The sequence below is a fragment of the Nocardioides sp. S5 genome, assembly GCF_017310035.1.
In the GTDB taxonomy this organism is placed as follows: Bacteria; Actinomycetota; Actinomycetes; order Propionibacteriales; family Nocardioidaceae; genus Nocardioides.
The window spans coordinates 2,276,654-2,295,936 of record NZ_CP022296.1 but is presented as its reverse complement, the minus strand read 5'-3'; the positions used below and the strand labels follow the sequence as shown (position 1 = coordinate 2,295,936).

Annotated in this window: 18 protein-coding genes; 8 read left to right on the top strand and 10 right to left on the bottom strand. The window is 71.7% G+C overall.

Going from position 1 to position 19,283, the window contains the following annotated elements:
• Window position 1 precedes the first annotated feature (1 nt).
• Window positions 2–253, top strand: a complete 252-nt coding sequence (locus CFI00_RS11335; protein WP_207085232.1) for a DUF4242 domain-containing protein — start codon at window positions 2–4, stop codon at window positions 251–253.
• Between the two features lie 18 nt (window positions 254–271).
• Here the strand turns inward: CFI00_RS11335 and CFI00_RS11330 are convergent, their stop codons facing one another.
• The 3 genes from CFI00_RS11330 to CFI00_RS11320 form a co-directional block, all read right to left on the bottom strand.
• A complete protein-coding gene (locus tag CFI00_RS11330) occupies window positions 272–1,786 on the bottom strand; it encodes an aldehyde dehydrogenase family protein (RefSeq protein WP_207085231.1) in 1,515 nt (504 codons plus the stop codon).
• Window positions 1,783–3,366: a GMC family oxidoreductase N-terminal domain-containing protein gene (locus CFI00_RS11325; protein ID WP_207085230.1), complete on the bottom strand. Its 1,584-nt coding sequence runs from the start codon at window positions 3,364–3,366 to the stop codon at window positions 1,783–1,785. Before CFI00_RS11325 ends, CFI00_RS11330 begins: the two co-directional genes overlap by 4 nt.
• A 190-nt stretch (window positions 3,367–3,556) precedes the next feature.
• The gene (locus CFI00_RS11320) at window positions 3,557–5,629 is read right to left on the bottom strand and encodes a DNA topoisomerase IV subunit B (protein ID WP_207085229.1); all 2,073 of its coding nucleotides are present in this window, start codon (window positions 5,627–5,629) and stop codon (window positions 3,557–3,559) included.
• A gap of 290 nt (window positions 5,630–5,919) precedes the next feature.
• On the opposite strand from CFI00_RS11320, the gene CFI00_RS11315 reads away from it, so the two are divergent.
• The 3 genes from CFI00_RS11315 to CFI00_RS11305 all read left to right on the top strand — a co-directional run bounded on the left by CFI00_RS11315 (window position 5,920) and on the right by CFI00_RS11305 (window position 7,556).
• Window positions 5,920–6,144, top strand: coding sequence for a hypothetical protein (locus tag CFI00_RS11315; RefSeq protein ID WP_207085228.1), 225 nt, complete (start codon window positions 5,920–5,922; stop codon window positions 6,142–6,144).
• Window positions 6,145–6,255: 111 nt separating this feature from the next.
• Entirely contained in the window at window positions 6,256–6,732 is a 477-nt protein-coding gene (locus tag CFI00_RS11310) for a DUF456 domain-containing protein (protein WP_242532802.1), read from the top strand.
• Entirely contained in the window at window positions 6,732–7,556 is an 825-nt protein-coding gene (locus CFI00_RS11305; protein ID WP_207085226.1) for a DMT family transporter, read from the top strand. The genes CFI00_RS11310 and CFI00_RS11305 overlap by 1 nt, the downstream gene beginning before the upstream one ends.
• 6 nt (window positions 7,557–7,562) lie before the next feature.
• On the opposite strand, the gene CFI00_RS11300 is transcribed toward CFI00_RS11305, so the two are convergent.
• Window positions 7,563–8,108 carry a hypothetical protein gene (locus CFI00_RS11300; RefSeq protein ID WP_207085225.1) on the bottom strand — a complete coding sequence of 182 codons (546 nt, stop codon included), beginning with the start codon at window positions 8,106–8,108 and terminating at the stop codon, window positions 7,563–7,565.
• Window positions 8,109–8,188: 80 nt separating this feature from the next.
• On the opposite strand from CFI00_RS11300, the gene CFI00_RS11295 reads away from it, so the two are divergent.
• Entirely contained in the window at window positions 8,189–9,346 is a 1,158-nt protein-coding gene (locus CFI00_RS11295) for a CapA family protein (RefSeq protein WP_207085224.1), read from the top strand.
• Between the two features lie 7 nt (window positions 9,347–9,353).
• Here CFI00_RS11295 and CFI00_RS11290 read toward each other — a convergent pair whose 3' ends face one another.
• The 4 genes from CFI00_RS11290 to CFI00_RS11275 all read right to left on the bottom strand — a co-directional run bounded on the left by CFI00_RS11290 (window position 9,354) and on the right by CFI00_RS11275 (window position 13,067).
• Window positions 9,354–10,361 carry a M28 family metallopeptidase gene (locus tag CFI00_RS11290; protein WP_207085223.1) on the bottom strand — a complete coding sequence of 336 codons (1,008 nt, stop codon included), beginning with the start codon at window positions 10,359–10,361 and terminating at the stop codon, window positions 9,354–9,356.
• Window positions 10,362–10,369: 8 nt separating this feature from the next.
• Window positions 10,370–11,920: an RNA polymerase sigma factor gene (locus CFI00_RS23595; protein WP_242532800.1), complete on the bottom strand. Its 1,551-nt coding sequence runs from the start codon at window positions 11,918–11,920 to the stop codon at window positions 10,370–10,372.
• Window positions 11,921–12,041: 121 nt separating this feature from the next.
• Complete coding sequence (locus CFI00_RS11280; RefSeq protein WP_207085222.1) at window positions 12,042–12,602, bottom strand: HhH-GPD-type base excision DNA repair protein; 561 nt, start codon at window positions 12,600–12,602, stop codon at window positions 12,042–12,044.
• A 63-nt stretch (window positions 12,603–12,665) separates the two neighbouring features.
• A complete protein-coding gene (locus CFI00_RS11275; RefSeq protein WP_207085221.1) occupies window positions 12,666–13,067 on the bottom strand; it encodes a universal stress protein in 402 nt (133 codons plus the stop codon).
• A 124-nt stretch (window positions 13,068–13,191) separates the two neighbouring features.
• Here CFI00_RS11275 and CFI00_RS11270 point away from each other — a divergent pair, with 124 nt between their 5' ends.
• Complete coding sequence (locus tag CFI00_RS11270; RefSeq protein ID WP_207085220.1) at window positions 13,192–13,644, top strand: hypothetical protein; 453 nt, start codon at window positions 13,192–13,194, stop codon at window positions 13,642–13,644.
• 7 nt (window positions 13,645–13,651) lie between these two features.
• On the opposite strand, the gene CFI00_RS11265 is transcribed toward CFI00_RS11270, so the two are convergent.
• Together CFI00_RS11265 and CFI00_RS11260 are read right to left on the bottom strand one after the other, a co-directional pair.
• Window positions 13,652–15,115 (bottom strand): glutamate-cysteine ligase family protein, encoded by a 1,464-nt coding sequence (locus CFI00_RS11265; RefSeq protein WP_207085219.1) that lies wholly within the window; start codon window positions 15,113–15,115, stop codon window positions 13,652–13,654.
• 65 nt (window positions 15,116–15,180) lie between these two features.
• Window positions 15,181–16,191: a DUF4192 domain-containing protein gene (locus CFI00_RS11260; protein ID WP_207085218.1), complete on the bottom strand. Its 1,011-nt coding sequence runs from the start codon at window positions 16,189–16,191 to the stop codon at window positions 15,181–15,183.
• A gap of 175 nt (window positions 16,192–16,366) precedes the next feature.
• Here CFI00_RS11260 and CFI00_RS11255 point away from each other — a divergent pair, with 175 nt between their 5' ends.
• Both CFI00_RS11255 and CFI00_RS11250 read left to right on the top strand, forming a co-directional pair.
• A complete protein-coding gene (locus CFI00_RS11255; RefSeq protein WP_207085217.1) occupies window positions 16,367–17,671 on the top strand; it encodes a DNA polymerase IV in 1,305 nt (434 codons plus the stop codon).
• Window positions 17,672–18,286: 615 nt separating this feature from the next.
• Window positions 18,287–19,249, top strand: a complete 963-nt coding sequence (locus CFI00_RS11250; RefSeq protein WP_207085216.1) for a sigma-70 family RNA polymerase sigma factor — start codon at window positions 18,287–18,289, stop codon at window positions 19,247–19,249.
• Window positions 19,250–19,283: the final 34 nt, after the last annotated feature.

The following is a 19,283-nucleotide window of genomic DNA, read 5'->3' as shown; positions in this document are numbered from 1 at the left end:
GATGCCCTTGTTCATTGACGTCCACCACATGGAGGGCGGGGTCGCGGTCGGTGACGTCGCCCAGGCGCACATGGCCGACCTGCAGGAGCAGTCCCAGCACGGCGTGAGCTACCTGAAGTACTGGGTCAACGAGGCCGAGGGCAAGATCTTCTGCCTCGTCGACGCGCCCGACGCGGAGTCGGCCAACACCGTGCACCGCGAGGCGCACGGCCTGGTCGCCGATGAGATCTACGAGGTCAGCGAGGGGTCCTGACCCGCTGCGACGGGCGGCCTACCTGAGCGTCTGCTTCCCACCGTGCAGCAGCGTGATGAGCTGGGCGACCTTGCCGTCGGTCGCTGCGTCGCGGGCGAAGGACGTCAGGTTCATCACCGGCGCGAACTTCTGCCGCGTCACGGCCTTGGCGTAGGTGAACTCCCGCAGGCCGTCGGGGCCGTGGATCCGGCCGAAGCCCGACTGGCCGACCCCGCCGAACGGCAGCCCCGGCACGGCCGCGAAGGCGATGACGGAGTTCACCGAGGTCATGCCCGAGCGGATGCGGTGGGCGATCGACAGGCCGTTGCTCTTCGAGAAGACCGCCCCGGCCAGGCCGTACTGGGTGGCGTTGGTGAGGCGTACGGCCTCGTCCATGCTCTTCACCGGGTTGATGGCCAGCGTCGGGCCGAAGGTCTCCTCGGTGATCTCCGTGGAGTCCTCGGGCACGTGGGTGAGGATCGTGGGCTGCACGAAGCGCTCCCCCACCGCGTCGGGACCGCCGAGGACGACGCGGGCACCGCGGGCGACCGCGTCCTCGATGTGGCTCCTGATCACGCCCAGCTGGGACGGCATGGTGATCGGGCCGATCTTCGCCCCCGCGTCTGAACCGGCGCGGAGCCCGTCGGCCTGCGCGAGGATCTCGGCCAGGAAGGCGTCGAAGACCTTCTCGTGGACGTAGACCCGCTCGGTGCCGATGCAGGTCTGGCCGGCGTTGGACATCCCGCCCCACAGTGCCGCCTCGGCGGCCTTGGGCAGGTCGGCGTCCTCGTCGACGATCAACGAGTCCTTGCCGCCGGCCTCGATGACGACCGGGGTGAGGTTCTCCGCGCAGGCCGCCATCACCTTCTTGCCCGTGCGGCCGGAGCCGGTGAAGGCGAGCTTGTCGATCCGCGCACGGCACAGCGCGTTGCCGGTGTCGCCGAGTCCGGTCACCACCTGCAGCACGTCGCGACCGTGCACGACCTCGCGGAAGCTGTCGGCGAGCCACTGGCCGACGCCGGGCGTGAACTCGCTGGGCTTGAAGACGACCGAGTTGCCGGCCGCGAGCGCGTAGGCGATCGAGCCCATCGGCGTGAAGACCGGGTAGTTCCACGGCCCGATCACGCCGATCACCCCGAGTGGGTGGTAGGCGACGGTGGCCGCCTGGTTGGCCATCAGCAGGCCGGAGGAGACCTTGCGCGCCCCCAGCACCTTCTTGGCGTTCTTCGCCGCCCACGCGATGTGGTCGATGGCGAGCACGATCTCGAGCTGGGCGTCGCCGTGGGGCTTGCCGGTCTCGCGGTGGACCAGGTCGGCGAGCTGGGCTATGCGCCGGGTCATCACGCTGCGCCACGTCAGCAGGTGGTCGGCCCGCTCGTCGAAGGAGAGGTTGCCCCACCAGTCGACGGCGTCGCGGGCGCGCGCCACCGCCGCGTCGACCTCGTCACGGCCCATCACCGGGTGCGTGCCGACGAGGTCGCCGGAGGCGGGGTCGAGCGAGTCGAACGTCTCGGTCGCGCCCGAGGTGGCGGTGGGATCGAGGGTGGCGGTCATCGGGACTCCTTGATGAGGTCGGCGCACTTCTCGCCGATCATGATGGTGGGGGCGTTGGTGTTGCCGCGCGGGACGCGTGGCATGACCGAGGCGTCGGCGACCCGGAGTCCCTCGACGCCGTGGACCCGGAGCTGCGGATCCACGACGCTGCCCTCGACCGTGCCCATCGCGCAGGTGGCGACGGGGTGGTAGAGCGTCTGGCCGAGCCGGCCGATCCCCTCGATGATCTCGTCGTCGCTCGGGTCGGCCGAGGCGGGGATCCACGGCTCGTCGACGTAGGTCGCGATGGGCCCCTGGCGCAGGATCTCGAGCGCCGTGCGGAAACCACCGATCATGGCCTCGAGGTCGGCGCGGTCGTCGAAGTAGCCCGGGTCGATCTCGGGGTGCCAGGTGGGGTCGGCCGAGCGCAGCCGCACCTGCCCCGAGCTCTGTACGTTGACCAGCGTCACCGCTGTGGTCAGCGCACGGCGTACGGGCTCGTGCATGCCGTTGTCGTAGAACCCGGTCGGCGCGACGTGCAGCTGGATGTCCGGCAGACCGAGGTCGTCGCGCGAGGCGTAGAAGGCGCCGGTCTCCGCCACGTTGGAGCTGAGCGGGCCCTTGCCGGTGGCCTTCCACTTCAGGAGGTTGCCGACGCCCAGCATCTCGGCGATGTCGGTGGTGTCCTTGGTGTAGCTCAGGATCCCGGCGACCGGGTGGTCCTGGAGGTTCTGGCCCACCCCGGACGACTCGACCGCCACGTCGATGCCCAGGTCGCGCAGGTGCGCCCCCGGCCCGATGCCCGACAGCATCAGCAGCTGCGGGCTGTTGATCGCACCGCCGCTGAGCACGACCTCGGCGTCGACGCGGACGACATGGTCCTCACCGCCCCGGGTGTACGCCACGCCCACGGCGCGGCTGCCCTCGAGCAGGATCCGCGTCACGAAGGCCTCGGTGCGGACCGTGAGGTTGGGGCGCTTGTCCGCCGGGTGGATGTAGGCGTCGGCGACCGACCAGCGACGACCCTTCTTGCACGTCACCTGGTAGCGGCCGATGCCGTCCTGCTCGGCGCCGTTGAAGTCGTCGTTGCGCTTGAGCCCCGCGGCGACACCGGCCTCGATGAACGCCGTGCTGAGCTCGTGGTCGTAGGTGCGGTCCTCCACGTGGAGCGGGCCGTCCGTGCCGTGGTAGCGACCACCGAGGCGGGTGTTGCCCTCTGCCCTCACGAAGTAGGGCAGCACGTCCTCGAAGCCCCACCCCGAGGCGCCGTACGCGTCGCGCCACTCGTCGTAGTCGGCATGGTTGCCACGGATGTAGATCATCGCGTTCATCGACGAGCACCCGCCGAGGGCCTTCATGCGCGGCCAGTAGGCCCGGCGCCCGTCGAGGTGCTTCTGGGGCGTGGTCTCGTAGTTCCAGTCCCACTTGGTCTTGAACAGCATCGAGAACGCGAGCGGGATGTGGATGTTGTCGTCGTCATCGGCCGGCCCCGCCTCCAGCAGCAGCACCCGGACGTCCGGGTCCTCGGTCAGCCGGGCGGCGACGACACCGCCGGCGCTGCCCGATCCGATGACGACGTAGTCGAACTTCTCGTCGGGCATGTGCTCCCTCTCGACCTGCTGTGACGCGGGCCACAAACCTACTCAGAGGTAGATCGCGACACAAGAAGTGTCAGGGTCGATCCGGCGCGTCCGACGACCAGAAGTGTCGATCGGCCGTCGGCGCCACGCTCCGATGACGTCGTCAGACCGATTTGTGGTCGTCCGACGCGCCGGGGCAAGTTCACGCGTCCTATGCGTCGAGGGTCTCGACGTCCACCTCATAGGCACCTTGCACGATGAACTCCTTGCGGGGTGCGACGTCCGAGCCCATCAGCAGCTCGAAGACACGCGTGGCCTCGTCGACGTCGTCGATGGTGAGCTTGCGCAGCGTGCGGTGACGGGGGTCCATGGTGGTCTCGGCCAGCTGGTCGGCGTCCATCTCACCGAGGCCCTTGTAGCGCTGGACCGGGTCCTTCCAGCGCACGTTCTTCCTCTTCAGCTCGGCGAGGCGGCGCTGCAGCTCGTCGTCGGAGTAGGTGTAGATGTACTTGTCCATCCCCTTCTTGGGGTTGGACAGCTCGATGCGGTGCAGCGGCGGCACGGCCGAGTAGAGGCGACCGTCGCGCACGAGCTCGGGCATGTACTTGAAGAACAAGGTGGCCAGCAGGCACCGGATGTGGGATCCGTCGGAGTCGGCGTCGGCCATGAGGATGATCCGGCCGTAGCGGGCCGCCTCGAGGTCGAACGTACGCCCGGAGCCGGCACCGACGACCTGGATGATCGAGGCGCACTCGGCGTTCTTGAGCATGTCGCCGACCGAGGCCTTCTGGACGTTGAGGATCTTGCCGCGGATCGGCAGCAGCGCCTGGAACTCGCTGCTGCGGGCGGCCTTGGCGGTGCCCATGGCGGAGTCGCCCTCGACGATGAACAGCTCGGTGCGCTCGGTGTCGCTGCTGCGGCAGTCGAAGAGCTTCGCCGGCAACGCCGAGGACTCGAGCGCGTTCTTGCGGCGCTGGTTCTCCTTGTGCTGGCGAGCCGCCAGACGGGTCTTGGAGGCTCCGGCGACCTTCTCCATCAGGAGCTTGGCCTGTGCCTTCTCGGCGCGCTTGGTCGAGGTGAGGAACGCCTTGAGCTCGCCGGCCACCACCTTGCGCACGACGCCGCGGGCCGCGGGGGTGCCGAGGATCTCCTTGGTCTGGCCCTCGAACTGCGGCTCGGCCAGGCGGACCGTCACGACGGCGGTGAGGCCCTCGAGGACGTCGTCCTTGATGACGTCGGTGTCCGCGGCCTTGAGCACCTTCGCGGCGCGCATCGCGTCGTTGAAGGTCTTGGTCAGCGCGCTCTCGAAGCCGCTGACGTGCGTGCCGCCCTTGGGCGTGGCGATCACGTTGACGAAGGAGCGGACCTCCGTGTCGTAGGCGGTGTCCCACCGCACGGCGACGTCGACGGTGAGCTCGCGCTCGACCTCCTGGGGCGTCATGTGGCCCTTGTCGTCGAGCAGCGGCACGGTCTCGGTGAAGGTGTCGGCGCCCTGCAGGCGCAGGATGTCGGTGACCGGCTCGCCGTGGGAGAGGAAGTCCACGAACTCGGCGATGCCGCCGTCGTGGCGGAACTTCTCCTCGACCATCTCGTCGGTGCGCTGGTCGCGGATGACCAGCTCGAGGCCCGGCACGATGTACGACGTCTGGCGCGCGCGGCCGATCAGGCCCTCCATCTCGAAGCGCGCGTCCTTGGTGAAGATCTGGCGGTCCGGCCAGAACCGGATCCGGGTGCCGGTCTTGCCCTTGGCCACGCGCTTGCCCTTGCGGGTCAGCCCGGACTGCGGGGTGAAGGCCGCCGCGGGCCCGTCGCCGTCGAAGACGCCCGGGACGCCGCGCTGGAAGGACAGGCCCTGCTGCGAGGGCGAGCGGTCGACGTCGATGTCCATTCGCTCCGACAGCGCGTTGACGACCGACAGGCCGACACCGTGCAGGCCGCCCGTGGCGACGTAGGAGCCTCCGCCGAACTTGCCGCCCGCGTGGAGCTTGGTCGCCACGACCTCGACGCCGGAGAGACCGGTCTTGGGCTCCTTGTCGGTCGGGATGCCGCGCCCGTCGTCGTACACCTCGACGGAGCCGTCGTCGTGCATCGTCACCTCGACGCGGTGCGCGACGCCGGCCAGCGCCTCGTCGACACCGTTGTCGATGATCTCCCACAGGCAGTGCATCAGGCCGCGGGTGTCGGTCGAGCCGATGTACATGCCCGGCCGCTTGCGCACGGCGTCGAGGCCCTCGAGGACCAGGAGGTGTGCTGCGTTGTAGGTGTTGTCTGCCGGTGCTGCCACGGACGTCCTGTCGTGCGGTGCGGGTGTGCTGCGAACACGCCGAGACTACCCGCGACACGCCGTGGCCCGGCGGAGGCACGCCTGCCCCGGCGAGGGCTCCGGCAGGGCTAGCGTGGGTGACCTCACCAGGTTTCACTTCGGCAACGGCTCGTCCACGGATGGGGACAACGCCCACGGCGGAGGTGTGACGTGATTGACTGAAAGCCGTTCTCGATCTACACCGCCGGCGGGAATCTTTGTCCCACTGGCTACGTTGGGCCAGACACCGATGAACAAGAAATGAGGCTGACGTGACCACTGCCACCGCACCCACCCAGGCCGTCCTGACGGCCGGTGACCGCTGCGACCGCTGCGGCGCCCAGGCCTACCTCCGCGTGGAGCTCCAGTCCGGAGGTGAGCTGCTCTTCTGCGCCCACCACGCCCGGGAGCACGGCGAGAAGCTCCGTGAGGTCGCCGCCACCGTGCACGACGAGACGCACAAGCTCGGCACGCCGGCTGCGAACCCGGAGGCCTGACCCGCACCCGACCACCCACCGACTTCCCGAACGGCCCCGGACTCAGCTCTCCGGGGCCGTTCTGCGTCCCGGGGCGGCTCCGACCGGATGGACGTCTGGGAGGCTACGCACGTGAGCGCTACCGAGATCCTCCTCGCCCTCGTCATCGCCGTCGGCGTCGTGGGCGTGATCGTCCCCGTCCTGCCCGGGACCGTCCTCGTGCTGGGGGCGGTCCTCGTGTGGGCCCTCGACATCGGCACCGCGACCGCATGGGCGGTCTTCGCCGTGAGCGCCACGTTCCTCGTCGTGGGCGCGGTCGTGAAGTACCTCGTCCCCGGTCGGCAGCTCAAGGCGTCCGGGGTGCCCAACCGGACCCTGCTCGCCGGAGCCCTGCTGGGCTTCGTCGGCTTCTTCGTGATCCCGGTCGTCGGGCTCTTCGTTGGCTTCGTGCTCGGCATCTACGTCGCCGAGCGCGCGCGGGTGGGCGGCGCGGCCGCGTGGCCCTCCACCAAGCACGCCCTCCGGGCGGTCGGCGTGTCGATCCTCATCGAGCTCGTGGCGGCCGCCTTGGCGGCCGCGACGTGGGTCGTCGGCGTGGTGGTCACCTGATGGCGGTGCTGCTGTCGCTCGCGGCGGCGCTGGCCTACGGCCTCTCCGACTTCGTCGGCGGCATCGCCTCGAGGCGTACGTCGGCGTGGCCGGTGGCGTTCGTCGGCACGGTGGCGGCCCTGGCGGGCGCAGTCGTCCTGGTGCTGGTGACGCCCGGCGTGCCGACCACCGTCCACCTCTGGTGGGGAGCCCTGGCGGGCGTCGGCTCCGGCGCTGGCGGCGCCTTCCTCTACCGCGGGCTGGCCGCCGGCCGGATGGGCGTCGTCGCGCCGATCTCCGCCGTCGGCGCCGCGCTGCTGCCGGTCTGCGTCGGGGTCGCGACCGGTGAGCGCCCGGCCCTGCTCGTGTGGCTGGGCATCGCCGCGGCCGTCCCGGGGATCTGGCTGGTGAGTCGCGAGCCGGGTGCCGGCGACCTCGCTGCCGGGATCCTCGACGGCGTCCTCGCGGGCCTCGGCTTCGGGCTGCTCTTCGCCGCGATGGGCCAGGTGCCGGAGGAGGCCGGCTTCGCGCCCCTGGCCGTGGCGCAGGCCGTGGCCGTGGTCGGCGTGGCGCTCACCGCCACGACCCTGGGCGGACGCTGGGTGCCGTGGCACCGGTCGCAGGCCTGGGGCGCGGTGGCCGGCCTGCTGGCCTCCGCGGCCGCGGTCGCCTTCCTGCTCGCGACCCAGACCGGGCTTCTCACCGTCGCCTCGGTGGTGACCTCGCTCTATCCCGCGATCACCATCGCCCTCGCCGCCGTGGTCCTGCGCGAGCGCATCCACGGCCCCCAGGGCCTCGGGCTGCTGCTGTGCGGCGTCGCTGTCGGTCTCGTCGCCGCCGGCTGACCGCGGTCAGGCTCCCAGGCCGGACTCGATCGGCAGGCTCCACCGACGGCGCTCCGGCGACCAGTCGACGACCCGGGTCGAGCCGTCAGTCGGGTCGGCCATCTTCACCGACACCCTGACGGTGGCCGGGGTCTCGAGGCAAGCGCGGTCGATCCGCACCCGCACCGAGTTCTTGATGCCCCAGCCGTACTTCGCGTCGTAGTCGCACTCGACCCGCTCGTCGGTGCCGCGCCACCCCTTCGCGGTGGTGAGCACGTAGTCGGTGCCGTCGTTCAACCCGCTGCTGAGGACGTACTCGGCCCCCTTCTCGCCCCGATCGGTGTCGACGAAGACCGACAACCCCGCGGCACTCGAGCGGGTCAGGTCCTGGAAGCGCACCTTCACCACGACGTTGGCGGCGCCGTGCTTGGCCCGCACTGCTCGGACGTCGGTGAGCGAGCCGCTCGCGTCGGCCGGGTCGGACGTGCTGTAGAACTCCGCGTGCGCCGGCGCAGCCACGAGGCTCGCGAGGACGACGGCGGAGCAGGCGGTCAGGGCGGTCCGAGATCTCATGGGCCCCACTGTGGCACCACCACCATCCGCGCTCCACCTACCTGAGGGGGTGGACCGCCTCCGGGTGGCACGATGACGCCATGGCGTGCGAGCGGACCGGGGGCGTACGCCACCGGACGATGCTCACCGCAGGCCTCGTCGCGGTGCTCACCCTCACTGGCTGCACGCCCCAGGACGGGCCCGACGACGTGGCACCGACCTCGACGCCCTCCTCGACCACCTCGGCGCCGCTCCCCTCCCCGACACCTCCGCCCGAGCCCGTACGCCGCCCGGTGCGGATCGCGGTAGCGGGAGACATCCACTTCGAGGGCGTCCTCGCGGACCGCCTGCGGGGCCCGGCGACGGCGCTGGCCCCCGCGGCCGCCGCACTGCGCGCGGCTGACGTCGCGGTCGTGAACCTGGAGACGTCGGTGGGCACGGGCGGTCAGCCGGAGGCGGGCAAGCGGTTCACGTTCTCCGCCGGGCCGGCGGCGTTCGACGCACTCGCAGCGGCGGGGGTCGACGTCGCGAGCATGGCCAACAACCACGCGCTCGACTTCGGCCGCGCCCGGCTGCCCAGCACCCTGCGGGCGGCGAGGAGGGCCGCGGACGCCACGCCGGCCCTCGCCGTGGTCGGGATCGGGCGCACCGCGCGCCAGGCGTACCGTCCGGCGTTGGTCGACGTGCGCGGCACGGTCGTGGCGACCCTGGCCGCCTCCGTGGCCGACCAGGACCCGACCGCCGACCCCACCGGCCGGTGGGCGGCCACCGACGAGCGCGCGGGCGTCGCCACCGCGCTGGACCCGACACGGCTGCTGGCGACGGTCCGCCGCACGGACCGGCGCGCCGACGTCGTGGTCGCCTACCTCCACTGGGGCGTGCAGGGCGAGCGGTGCCCCAGCGCCGACCAGCGGAACCTCGCGACCCGGCTCGTGCGAGCAGGCGCCGACGTCGTGGTCGGCAGCCACGCCCACGTCGTCCAGGGCGACGGCCGGCTCGGACAGGGCTACGTCGCCTACGGGCTCGGCAACTTCGCGTGGTACTCCCCCGGCACCACAGCGACCGCCCGCACCGGGGTGCTCACCCTCGCCGTACGACCGCCCAGCACGCGGTCCAGGCGCGCCCGGGTGCTGCGCTCCTCCTGGTGGCCGGCGCAGATCGGCGTGGACGGTCTGCCGTCGCGGGTCCGCGGCGAGGACCTGGACGCCTTCGCTGCCGAACGCCGCTCGCTCCGCTCCTGCGCCGGGCTGGGCGGCTGACCCGGTGCTACCTCGGCGCCAGCCACTCCAGGACGAGTCGCCCCACGCGTTCCAGCTGCTCGGCGGACACGACCTCGGGGACGTCCGCCGCCGAGTGGTAGCCGACGTAGGGCGTGGAGCCGAGCCGTGCGGCCGGCAGGCCGTTACGGACGAAGGACCAGTGGTCGCTGCTGCGCTGCTCGGGGTCCGCGACCACGGGGACCTCGGCGCGGCGGGCCGCGGCGAGCAGGCTGCGCTGGACGGGGTCGGACGCGGTGGCGGAGCCGACCGGCACGCGATCGCCCACGCCCACGCGGTCGAGCGAGACCATCGCGCGCAGTGCCCGGCGCTCCTTCGGTCCCATCAGGGCGACGTAGCGCCGCGAGCCGTAGTGGTGGTCGGTGTCGCTGGGCCCGCGCGGCTCCTCGGCCCCGAAGGCGACGAGCACGACGGGCAGGCGCGTACGCCGCTGTGCGACCGCCTCCGCGACCGCGAGCAGCACGCCGACGCCCGAGGCGTTGTCCTCCGCACCCGGGGCCTGCGGGACGGTGTCGAGGTGCGCACCCACGACCAGGTGCGGGTCGCCCGGCTCCAGCCCGGGCGGTGTCGCGACGACGTTGACCGACCTGCCGGCCGGCACCGCGATGCCCCAGGACTCCCCGGCGGGCACGTCCACGCGCTGGCGTACGACGTCGTAGCCCAGCCGGTCCAGCCGGCGTGACACCCAGCCGGCAGCCTGCCGGTAGGCGGGGCCGGTCGCCTCGCGGGGCCCCACCACCCCGGCCAGGTGGCGTACGGCTGCGACAGCGATCGTCCGGTCGAGGTCACCCGCCCGCACCGGGTCCACGACCGCCACCTCCGGCTCGGCGGGCTCCGGAGCCACGGACGCCGAGGTGCTCGGGGACGGCGTCGTGGGATCGACGCTCGCCTGCGCCGGCGGCGGGGCGGGGCGTACGACGCCGCTCGAGCACCCCGAAATGGCGAACAGCGCCGCCGTGAGGGCGACGCTGCTCGCGAGACGGCGCGTGTCCGTCATGGCGCGGATCAGTCCAGGTAGTCGCGCAGGACCTGCGAACGGCTCGGGTGCCGCAGCTTCGACATGGTCTTCGACTCGATCTGGCGGATGCGCTCGCGCGTCACGCCGTAGACCTTGCCGATTTCGTCGAGGGTCTTGGGCTGGCCGTCGGTGAGGCCGAAGCGCATCGACACCACGCCGGCTTCGCGCTCGGACAGGGTGTCGAGCACCGCGTGGAGCTGCTCCTGGAGCAGGGTGAACGACACGGCGTCCGCCGGGACGATGGCCTCGGAGTCCTCGATGAGATCACCGAACTCCGAGTCGCCGTCCTCGCCGAGCGGCGTGTGGAGCGAGATGGGTTCGCGGCCGTACTTCTGGACCTCGATGACCTTCTCGGGGGTCATGTCGAGCTCCTTGGCGAGCTCCTCGGGCGTGGGCTCGCGCCCCAGGTCCTGCAGCATCTGCCGCTGCACGCGGGCCAGCTTGTTGATGACCTCGACCATGTGGACCGGGATGCGGATGGTGCGTGCCTGGTCGGCCATCGCGCGGGTGATGGCCTGGCGGATCCACCACGTCGCGTAGGTCGAGAACTTGTAGCCCTTGGTGTAGTCGAACTTCTCGACCGCACGGATCAGGCCGAGGTTGCCCTCCTGGATCAGGTCGAGGAAGAGCATGCCGCGACCGGTGTAGCGCTTGGCCAGCGAGACGACCAGACGCAGGTTGGCCTCGAGGAGGTGGTTCTTCGCACGGCGACCGTCCTCGGCGATCCACTCGTACTCCTCGAGCATCTTCGGGCTGATCCGCCCGCCCTTGCCGAGCTTCTCCTCGGAGAAGAGGCCGGCCTCGATGCGCTTGGCGAGCTCGACCTCCATCTCGGCGTTGAGGAGGGGGACCTTGCCGATCTGCTTGAGGTAGTCCTTGACCGGGTCTGCGGTGGCGCCGGCCACCATGACCTGCTGCTCGGGCTCATCGGTCTCGTCGGCCGCGGAGACGGTGAAGGCCTGCTTCTCGTCCTCCTTGATCGTCGGGTCCTTGACGACATCCTTCTCGAACACCTCGTCGGGGATGTCGGGGAGGATCTTCTTGCCGTCGGCCCCGAGGACGGGGGTCGCGACCGCGCCGAGGTCGACGACCTCGTCGGGGGCAGCCTTCTTGGCGGGCGCCTTCTTGGCGGCGGCCCTCTTGGCGGCGGCCTTCTTGGCGGGCGCCTTCTTCGCGGGCACCTCGGCGACGGGCGCTGCCGCAGCGTCGGTCGCAGCGGCCTTGGCCGGCGTCGCCTTCGCAGCAGCCTTCTTGGCCGGGGCCTTCTTCGCCGCGGCGGTGCTGGCTGAGCGCTTGCTCGTCGCAGCGACCGCGCGCAGGCTCGCGGCGTCGACCTGGACCGAGATCCCCAGGCCGCTCAGGTGCACGAGGAGTGCCTTCAGGTGGCGGGGCTCGACACCGGCCTCGTCACTGGCGCGACGCACGTCCTCGGGGGACACGGTGCCGGTGGGGGTGCCGTCGGCGACCAGGGTGGTGATGGAGGGGTGCGTGAGCACCTCCGCGGGGAGCAACTTGCGTGCGTGTGAAGACACGAACACCTCTCGTCGGACAGCTTCGGGGCGCGGCGAGGCCCGGTGACGTCAAGAGCCGCGCCGTCATTCTGCCACGGCCGTCCACGACCCGTCGCATCCGGTCCGATCCGGGGCCGACGACGGTGGGTCAGGACCCGGCCCGGGCCTTCTTCGCCTTCTTGAAGTCGCGCACCTTCTGCAGGGAGTCCGCATCGACCACGTCGGCGACGGAGCGGTGGCCCTCGAGGGCGTAGTCGCCGACCGCAGCCTCCCACCCGTCGGGGCGTACGCCGAGCTGCTTGGCGAGGAGGGCCACGAAGATCTGGGCCTTCTGCTTGCCGAAGCCCGGCAGCGCCATCACGCGCTTGAGCAGGTCCTTGCCGTCGGCAGCCTCGGTCCACAACCGGGACGCGTCACCGCCGTAGGTCTCCTCGACGATGCGGGCGAGCTCCTGCAGGCGCGAGGCCATCGACCCCGGGAAGCGGTGGATGGCCGGCGGGGTCGACGCCATCGCGGCGAACACGTCGGGATCGGCCGCGGCGATCGCCCCGGGCGCGATCGTGCCGAAGCGGTCCAGCACCTTGGCGGGGCCGCGGAACGCATGCTCCATCGGGTACTGCTGGTCGAGCATCATGCCGGCCAGCAGCGCGAAGGCGGAGTCGTCGAGAACCTTGTCGGCGGCGGGGTCGCCGGTGATCTGGAAGCCCATGGGTCCATCCTGCCCGACGAGGTGCCGGGCCGGGGCCTGCCCGGGTTGCCCTCCTGGGCTGACCTACTGGGCCTTGACCGCCAGCACCGGGCAGGGGGCATCGAGGAGCACGCGCTGGGCGTTGCTGCCGAGGATCAGCTTGCCGACCGGCGAGCGGCGACGCAGGCCGATGACGAGCAGCTCGGCGTTGTTGGCCTCGGCGATGCTGATGAGGTCCTCGGCGGGCTCGAAGCCGCGCACGAGCTGGCGGATGTCGTGCTCGACGCCGGCCTCCTCGAGGGTGGCGCGGACTGCTGCCATGTCGTCCTCCGCGCTGCGCGCCCGGGTGCCGTCGAACTCCTGGCCTCCCCTGTGGGAGTTCACCACCACGAGCTTGCTGCCACGCAGCTTCGCCTCGCTGATGCCAGCAGACAGGGCGGCTTCGCCCTCCGGCTTGGGGACGTACCCGACGACGACGGTGCCCATGGTGTCTCCTCTCGTGGCCGCAGCGCCACGCCGCTGACCTGTTGGCACCGTAACGGAAACCGGCTGCCTTGGGCAGCCTGTGGACAGGCGCGTTGCGCACGCCCTCCTCCGGCAGGGTGAGGGCATGGCGTCCGCACGTGCACGTCTCGGAGGGCCCGTCGTTGGCACCGAGGCCCCGATCGACCGGGCCACTCACGCGGTGCTCCGCGCCGCGACCCTGGAGCTGGTCGAGGCCGAGGCCCGGCGCCACTTCCCGACCGTCCTGCACGCCGGCGTCCCCGGTCGCGCCGCACGCCACTGCGACGACCCGCACACCGCCGACCCGGGCCTGCGGGCCGACCTCGTGCTGGCTCTGCTGCGCCACGCGTCGGCGCTCGCCCCGCGCCCCTACCTCTGGCTCACCCGGCCCGGTGAGCTGTCGACGCACGACGAGGACCTGCGCTGGCTCGGACCTGCCGCTTGGGCGACGTCCGCCCTCGGGACGCACACGCCGCTGGTCGTCGTGACGCGCCGGGGCTGGTTCGACCCCGTCAGCGGTGTACGTCGCGAGTGGCGGCGCCTGCGGCGACGGGCGTGAGGTCGCCTCAGTCCCAGAGGTGCACGGGCTCGTTGCTGTGCATGCGGTCCTTGTAGTCGAGCAGCGTGGCGCGCAGGGCGTCGAAGCGGTCCTCTCCCCCGCGTGCGCGCACCCGCTCGACGAACCACGCGGCGCCGCTGGTCTCCAGCAGGCACCGCTGCTCGATGATCCCGAGGTAGCGGTCGCTCTCCTCGGTCGGCACGCCCCACGCGTCGAGACCGGCCTTCGCCATGGGCAGCAGCCGGCGCAGCACGAGCTCGGTCGCGCGCGCCTGGCCGATGCCGGGCCAGTAGACCTGGGCGTCGACGCCCATCTGGGCGGCGACGTGGAAGTTCTCCTCCGCAGCGGAGAACGACATCTGCGACCACAGGGGCCGCTCGCTCTCGGCGAGGAAGCGGATCAACCCGAACCACAGGGCCGCGTTGGCGATGGTGTCGGCCACGGTCGGGCCAGCGGCGAGCAGCCGGTTCTCGACGCGCAGGTGCGGGACACCGTCCGCCACGTCGTAGACCGGTCGGTTCCAGCGGTAGATGGTGCCGTTGTGCAGGCGCAGCTCGTGCAGCAGTGGCGTGCCGCCGGACTCGAGGACCTCGAGCGGGTCCTCATCGTCGGTCACCGGCAGCAAGGCCGGGAAGTAGCGGACGTTCTCCTCGAACAGGTCGAAGACCGAGGTGATCCACCGCTCGCCGAACCACACGCGCGGTCGTACGCCCTGCGCCTTGAGCTCCTCGCTGCGGGTGTCGGTCGCCTGCTCGAACAGCGGGATGCGGGTCTCGCGCCACAGCTCCTTGCCCAGCAGGAACGGGGAGTTGGCCGAGACGGCGAGCTGCACGCCCGCGATGGCCTGGGCGGCGTTCCAGTAGGCCGCGAACTGGTCGGGTGAGGTCTGCACGTGGAACTGCGTGCTGGTGCACGCAGCCTCCGGCACGATCGAGTCCGCGGTGGTGGTGAGCCGCTCGCGACCCGAGATGCTGATGGTGATGTCCTCCCCACGGGCACTCAGGATCTGCTCGGACAGCAGGTTGTAGCGCGGGTTGGCGCTCAGGCTGGCGCGGTTCATGTGGCCCTCGGCGAGCGTCGGCAGGATGCCGATCGCGACCTGGTGCGCCCCGACCTGCGCTGCCTTCTCCTCGGCGTCGTTGAGGGAGTGGCGCAGGCTCTGCTCGAAGGTGCTGAGCCCGCCCTCGCGCAGCTTGGCCGGGGCGAGGTTGATCTCGATGTTGAACTGGCCGAGCTCGGTCTGGAAGTCGGGGTCGGCGATCGCCTCGAGCACCTCGGCGTTCTTCAGCGCCGGGTCACCGGCATCGTCGATGAGGTTGAGCTCCATCTCGAGCCCGGTCATCGGGTCGTCGGTGTCGAAGCGCGCCTCGCGCAGCATGCGCGCGAAGACGTCGAGGTTGCGGCGCACCTTCTCGCGGTGCCGCGTCCGGTCGGCGCGACTGAACTCCTGCTGGTCGACCTCTTCACCCATGCCCGAACCCTAGTGTCGTGGGCACACCGCGGGAACCGTCCCGAGGGCTGGTCCACGCCGGGTGATCAGGCGGCCGGATCCGCGGTCCCACCGAGCCGGGGTCGCAGCAGCTCCCAGTCGTCGGGCGACGTGGCGGACTCGAGCAGCTGGGCGACCAGTCCGGCCAGGGAGTGGTCGGGATCGACGTCGTGGCAGCGGTCGACCGCGCACCACGCCAACGCGCCGTCCCCTGCGAGCCAGGCCGCGAAGGCCAGCACGGCTGCGGGGGCGGCGACGTGGCTCGCCGGCAGGCGGCGCAGGGCGTCGGACCACAGCTCGACGGCGGCACGTGCGTCGGTGCGTCCGAGCCCCGCCCATGCCTCGTCGCGGAGCGAGCCGGCCGTGACGGTCACCGCAACGGCCGCCAGCTCGGCGTGGGTGAACCTGGTGCCGGCTGCCAGGTGCCGGCGCACCAGCGTCCCCAGCGCACCGACCGGCAGGGTCGCGGCAGAGCGGATCTCGTCCTCGACCTCACGGGCGAGGACGGGGTCGAGGCCGATCGTCGCGCGCAGGGCCTCGCGGCTGGCGTGGGTGACGCGCCCGTCGAAGACCGCCTGGGCCGTGAACGGGTGCTCGGCCAGCTCGAACGGCACGCCGCGGTAGGCCGCGAGCGGCGCGCCCGGCAGGACGGCGTACCAGTGGTCGTCGTGGACCCGCAGCACCTCCCGCACCTCGACGCCGGCCGCGGTGAACTCCTCGTGGATCGCCCACGCGGCCTCGTCGGCCACGGTCGTGTCCTCGTCGTAGACCACGACGACGACCTCCCGCACGCCGTGGCGGCGAGCCGGGCGCAGGAGTGCCTCGACGACGTCGTCCACGTCGTCCGGGTCGTGCGGCAGGTCGACGCGGGCCTGCATCCCGCCGGGTGCCCCGGTGCTCACCATCACCACGGAGTGCTCGGGCACGAACCCGAGGGCGAGAGGGACGAAGGCGGCGATGTCGGCGGGGGTGCGTGCCCGCAGGAGCGTCGGGGGCGGCGAGCCGCGGTCGGCAGAGGCAGGGGCGGACGGGGACGAGGTGCTGTCGGCTGTATCCATGACCAGGACGCTTCCCGCGTCCACCGACCCTCCATGCCCGCCCGGCTCCGACCCTGTGGAGAACCGGTCCCAGTGCCCGCCTGTGGATGGTTCGTGGCCCACGACCCGCCACCTGAGCACCGTGGACGAGTCCCTGAGAGGATGCAGCGGTGACCGGACAGACGACGCGCGGCTGATGCGTTCGACCGCCTCGGTCCTGCACCTGGACCTCGACGCGTTCTTCGCCGCCGTCGAGCAGCGCGACAAGCCGTCGCTGCGCGGGAAGCCGGTGATCGTCGGCGGGACCGGTGGGCGCGGCGTCGTGGCCACGGCGTCGTACGAGGCACGCACCTTCGGCGTCGGGTCGGCGATGTCCGGGCGCGAGGCGCGCGCGCGGTGCCCGCACGCAGCGTTCCTCAGCGGCCGCTTCCACGCCTACCGCGAGACCAGCACCCGCGTCATGCAGGTGCTGCGCGAGCTCTCCCCCCTCGTCGAGCCGCTGTCGCTCGACGAGGCCTTCGTCGACCTGGCCGCCGCCGGCCTGCCCGACCTCGAGGTGTCCACCGTGACCGCGGCGGGCGAGCGGCTGCGCCAGCGCGTGCACGAGGTGACCGGTGGCCTGACCGCGACGGTGGGCATCGCCTCGTCCAAGTTCCTCGCCAAGGTCGCCAGCGAGCTCGACAAGCCGGACGGGATGACGGTGGTGCCGCCGGGCACCGAGCTGGAGCTGCTGCGGCCGATGAAGGTCACCGTGATCCCGGGCGTGGGACCGGCGACCGCCGAGCGGTTGCGGCGTGCGGGGATCCACACGATCGCCGAGCTCGAGGCGGTCGAGGAGGACGAGCTCGTACGCCTGCTCGGCCAGGCGCAGGGACACGGACTGTGGCAGCTGGCGCGCGCCCGCGACCCGCGGCCGGTCCTGGCCGAGCGGGAGACGAAGTCGATCAGCGTCGAGGGCACCTACGACACCGACCTCAACGACCGCCGGGTCATGGAGGGCCTGCTCACCCGCCAGGCGCGCGACGTGGGCGCCCGGATGCGGAAGAACGGCTTCTCCGGTCGCACCGTGACGATCAAGGTGCGCCTGCACGACTTCACCACCCTCAGCCGCTCCAGCACGCTGTCCAGCCCCACCGATGACGGCGCGACGATCGCCCGCATCGCCCGGTCGCTGCTCGCCGACCTCGACACCACGGGGGGCGTGCGGCTCCTCGGCGTCGGGGTCTCGGGGCTGGCCGACTGGGTGCAGGAGGACCTGTTCGGCTCCACTCCGGACGAGGACGAGGCCGAGGCGGTGGTGCTGCCCGAGCCACCGCGACGCACCTGGCCGCCCGGCGCGGACGTCGTGCACGACGAGATGGGCCAGGGCTGGGTCTGGGGATCGGGCTCCGGCGTGGTCACCGTCCGCTTCGAGACCGCCCACACTCCCCCGGGTCCGGTCCGCAGCTTCCGCGACGACGACCCGGCGCTGCGCCGGCTCGAACCGCCCGCCGAGGACTGAGCCGAGGACCGAGCCGTCGCCGGGTGTTCACCGGTCGCGGGTTGCGCGCCGCCGGCCGGGTCGGGCAGCCTCGAGGGGCACACAGGTTGAGGGGCTCCAGATGGTATGAGCATCGGGAGCCCCTCGATGTGTCCGGCGGTGGTGGCGTCCGGACCACCGCACCGGCATCCCGGTCCCCGCCGACCCCGCCACCGGGTCTGCGCGGCGAGCACGCTCGCCGGGTGGGACTGATCGTCCGATGCGATCCCCGGCCCCGCCGAAGCGGCACCGGTAGGGAGAGTTCTATGCCCGCCAGCACCACTCCGCAAGACCTTGCCCCGACAAACCCTCGGTCCCACAGGGTTGCCCACAGATGTCGGCGCGCTCTCCACAGGCACGGCGCACTCATCCACAGCGGTGGTCCGCCCGTACTCGCGCGGTCCGCGCATGATTCCCGTGGGGAGGGGAACCCCTGAGAAGTCCCTGAGAGTTCCGGAATCGTGGAATTCCGGCAGCCACTGGCGCGTCACATCTGGTGAAGGCACCGAGCAATCCGTTCGGGAATCCCGCAACGGACACAGGCGTTGGATCAGACGTGCGACACAGGGGTGGCCGCACGAGGAGCAGGAGGACCAGATGAGCACTGCACAGGCCAAGCGCACCACCACCACGCGTGAGATCGAGGGCCGCGACAGCGTCGGCCTCTACCTCGACGAGATCGCTCGCACCCCGCTCCTCGACGCCGAGACCGAGGTCGAGCTGTCCAAGACCATCGAGGCGGGCCTGCTGGCCCAGCACCTCCTCGACACCGGTCGCATCGGTCGCCGCAAGGGTGGTGCTCCGATGAGCGCCAACGAGGAGGAGCTCGAGTGGCTCGCCGAGCAGGGCCGCCTCGCGGTGGACCGCTTCATCGAGGCCAACCTCCGGCTCGTCGTCTCCATCGCCCGCAAGTACGGCCGCTCCCAGATGCCGATGCTCGACCTGATCCAGGAGGGCAATACCGGACTGATCCGCGCCGTGGAGAAGTTCGACTACACCAAGGGCTACAAGTTCTCGACGTACGCCACCTGGTGGGTGCGCCAGGCCATCACCCGCGGCATCGCCCAGCAGGCCCGCGTCGTCCGCCTCCCCGTCCACGTGGTCGAGGAGCTCAACCAGGTCGGCAGCGCGCGTCGCACGCTGGAGCGCCAGCTCGGCCGCGACCCGGAGCCGCAGGAGATCGCCACCGAGCTCGGGATGGAGCTCGACCGGGTGCTCGACCTGATGAGCTGGGGTCGCGACCACGTCTCGCTCGACACCCCCGTCGACGAGGACGGCGACACCTCGCTGGGCGACCTGATGGCCCAGGAGACCGCGCCGGGTCCGGACCTCAACTTCCTGGACGTCGAGGCACGCCAGCGGCTCGAGGACCTTGTGGGGATCCTGGACGAGCGCTCGGCCGACATCGTGCGGGCGCGCTACGGCCTGGCCGACGGACGCCAGCACAAGCTCGCCGACATCGGCGCGCGCCACGGCATCTCCGCCGAGCGGGTCCGCCAGCTCGAGCGAGAGGCGCTGCAGAAGCTCCGCCGCGCCGGCGACCCGGACCTCGCGGCCTGATCGCACACACCTGGCTGCGTTCTCCGCGCTCGAA

What these genes read in the sequence shown, in the direction of transcription:
- CFI00_RS11335 (WP_207085232.1), top strand. Translation starts at nt 2, where the DNA reads ATGCCCTTGTTCATTGACGTCCACCACATGGAGGGCGGGGTCGCGGTC.
- CFI00_RS11330 (WP_207085231.1), bottom strand. Translation starts at nt 1,786, where the DNA reads ATGACCGCCACCCTCGATCCCACCGCCACCTCGGGCGCGACCGAGACG.
- CFI00_RS11325 (WP_207085230.1), bottom strand. Translation starts at nt 3,366, where the DNA reads ATGCCCGACGAGAAGTTCGACTACGTCGTCATCGGATCGGGCAGCGCC.
- CFI00_RS11305 (WP_207085226.1), top strand. Translation starts at nt 6,732, where the DNA reads ATGGCGGTGCTGCTGTCGCTCGCGGCGGCGCTGGCCTACGGCCTCTCC.
- CFI00_RS11300 (WP_207085225.1), bottom strand. Translation starts at nt 8,108, where the DNA reads ATGAGATCTCGGACCGCCCTGACCGCCTGCTCCGCCGTCGTCCTCGCG.
- CFI00_RS11295 (WP_207085224.1), top strand. Translation starts at nt 8,189, where the DNA reads ATGGCGTGCGAGCGGACCGGGGGCGTACGCCACCGGACGATGCTCACC.
- CFI00_RS11290 (WP_207085223.1), bottom strand. Translation starts at nt 10,361, where the DNA reads ATGACGGACACGCGCCGTCTCGCGAGCAGCGTCGCCCTCACGGCGGCG.
- CFI00_RS11280 (WP_207085222.1), bottom strand. Translation starts at nt 12,602, where the DNA reads ATGGGCTTCCAGATCACCGGCGACCCCGCCGCCGACAAGGTTCTCGAC.
- CFI00_RS11275 (WP_207085221.1), bottom strand. Translation starts at nt 13,067, where the DNA reads ATGGGCACCGTCGTCGTCGGGTACGTCCCCAAGCCGGAGGGCGAAGCC.
- CFI00_RS11270 (WP_207085220.1), top strand. Translation starts at nt 13,192, where the DNA reads ATGGCGTCCGCACGTGCACGTCTCGGAGGGCCCGTCGTTGGCACCGAG.
- CFI00_RS11265 (WP_207085219.1), bottom strand. Translation starts at nt 15,115, where the DNA reads ATGGGTGAAGAGGTCGACCAGCAGGAGTTCAGTCGCGCCGACCGGACG.
- CFI00_RS11260 (WP_207085218.1), bottom strand. Translation starts at nt 16,191, where the DNA reads ATGGATACAGCCGACAGCACCTCGTCCCCGTCCGCCCCTGCCTCTGCC.
- CFI00_RS11255 (WP_207085217.1), top strand. Translation starts at nt 16,367, where the DNA reads ATGCGTTCGACCGCCTCGGTCCTGCACCTGGACCTCGACGCGTTCTTC.
- CFI00_RS11250 (WP_207085216.1), top strand. Translation starts at nt 18,287, where the DNA reads ATGAGCACTGCACAGGCCAAGCGCACCACCACCACGCGTGAGATCGAG.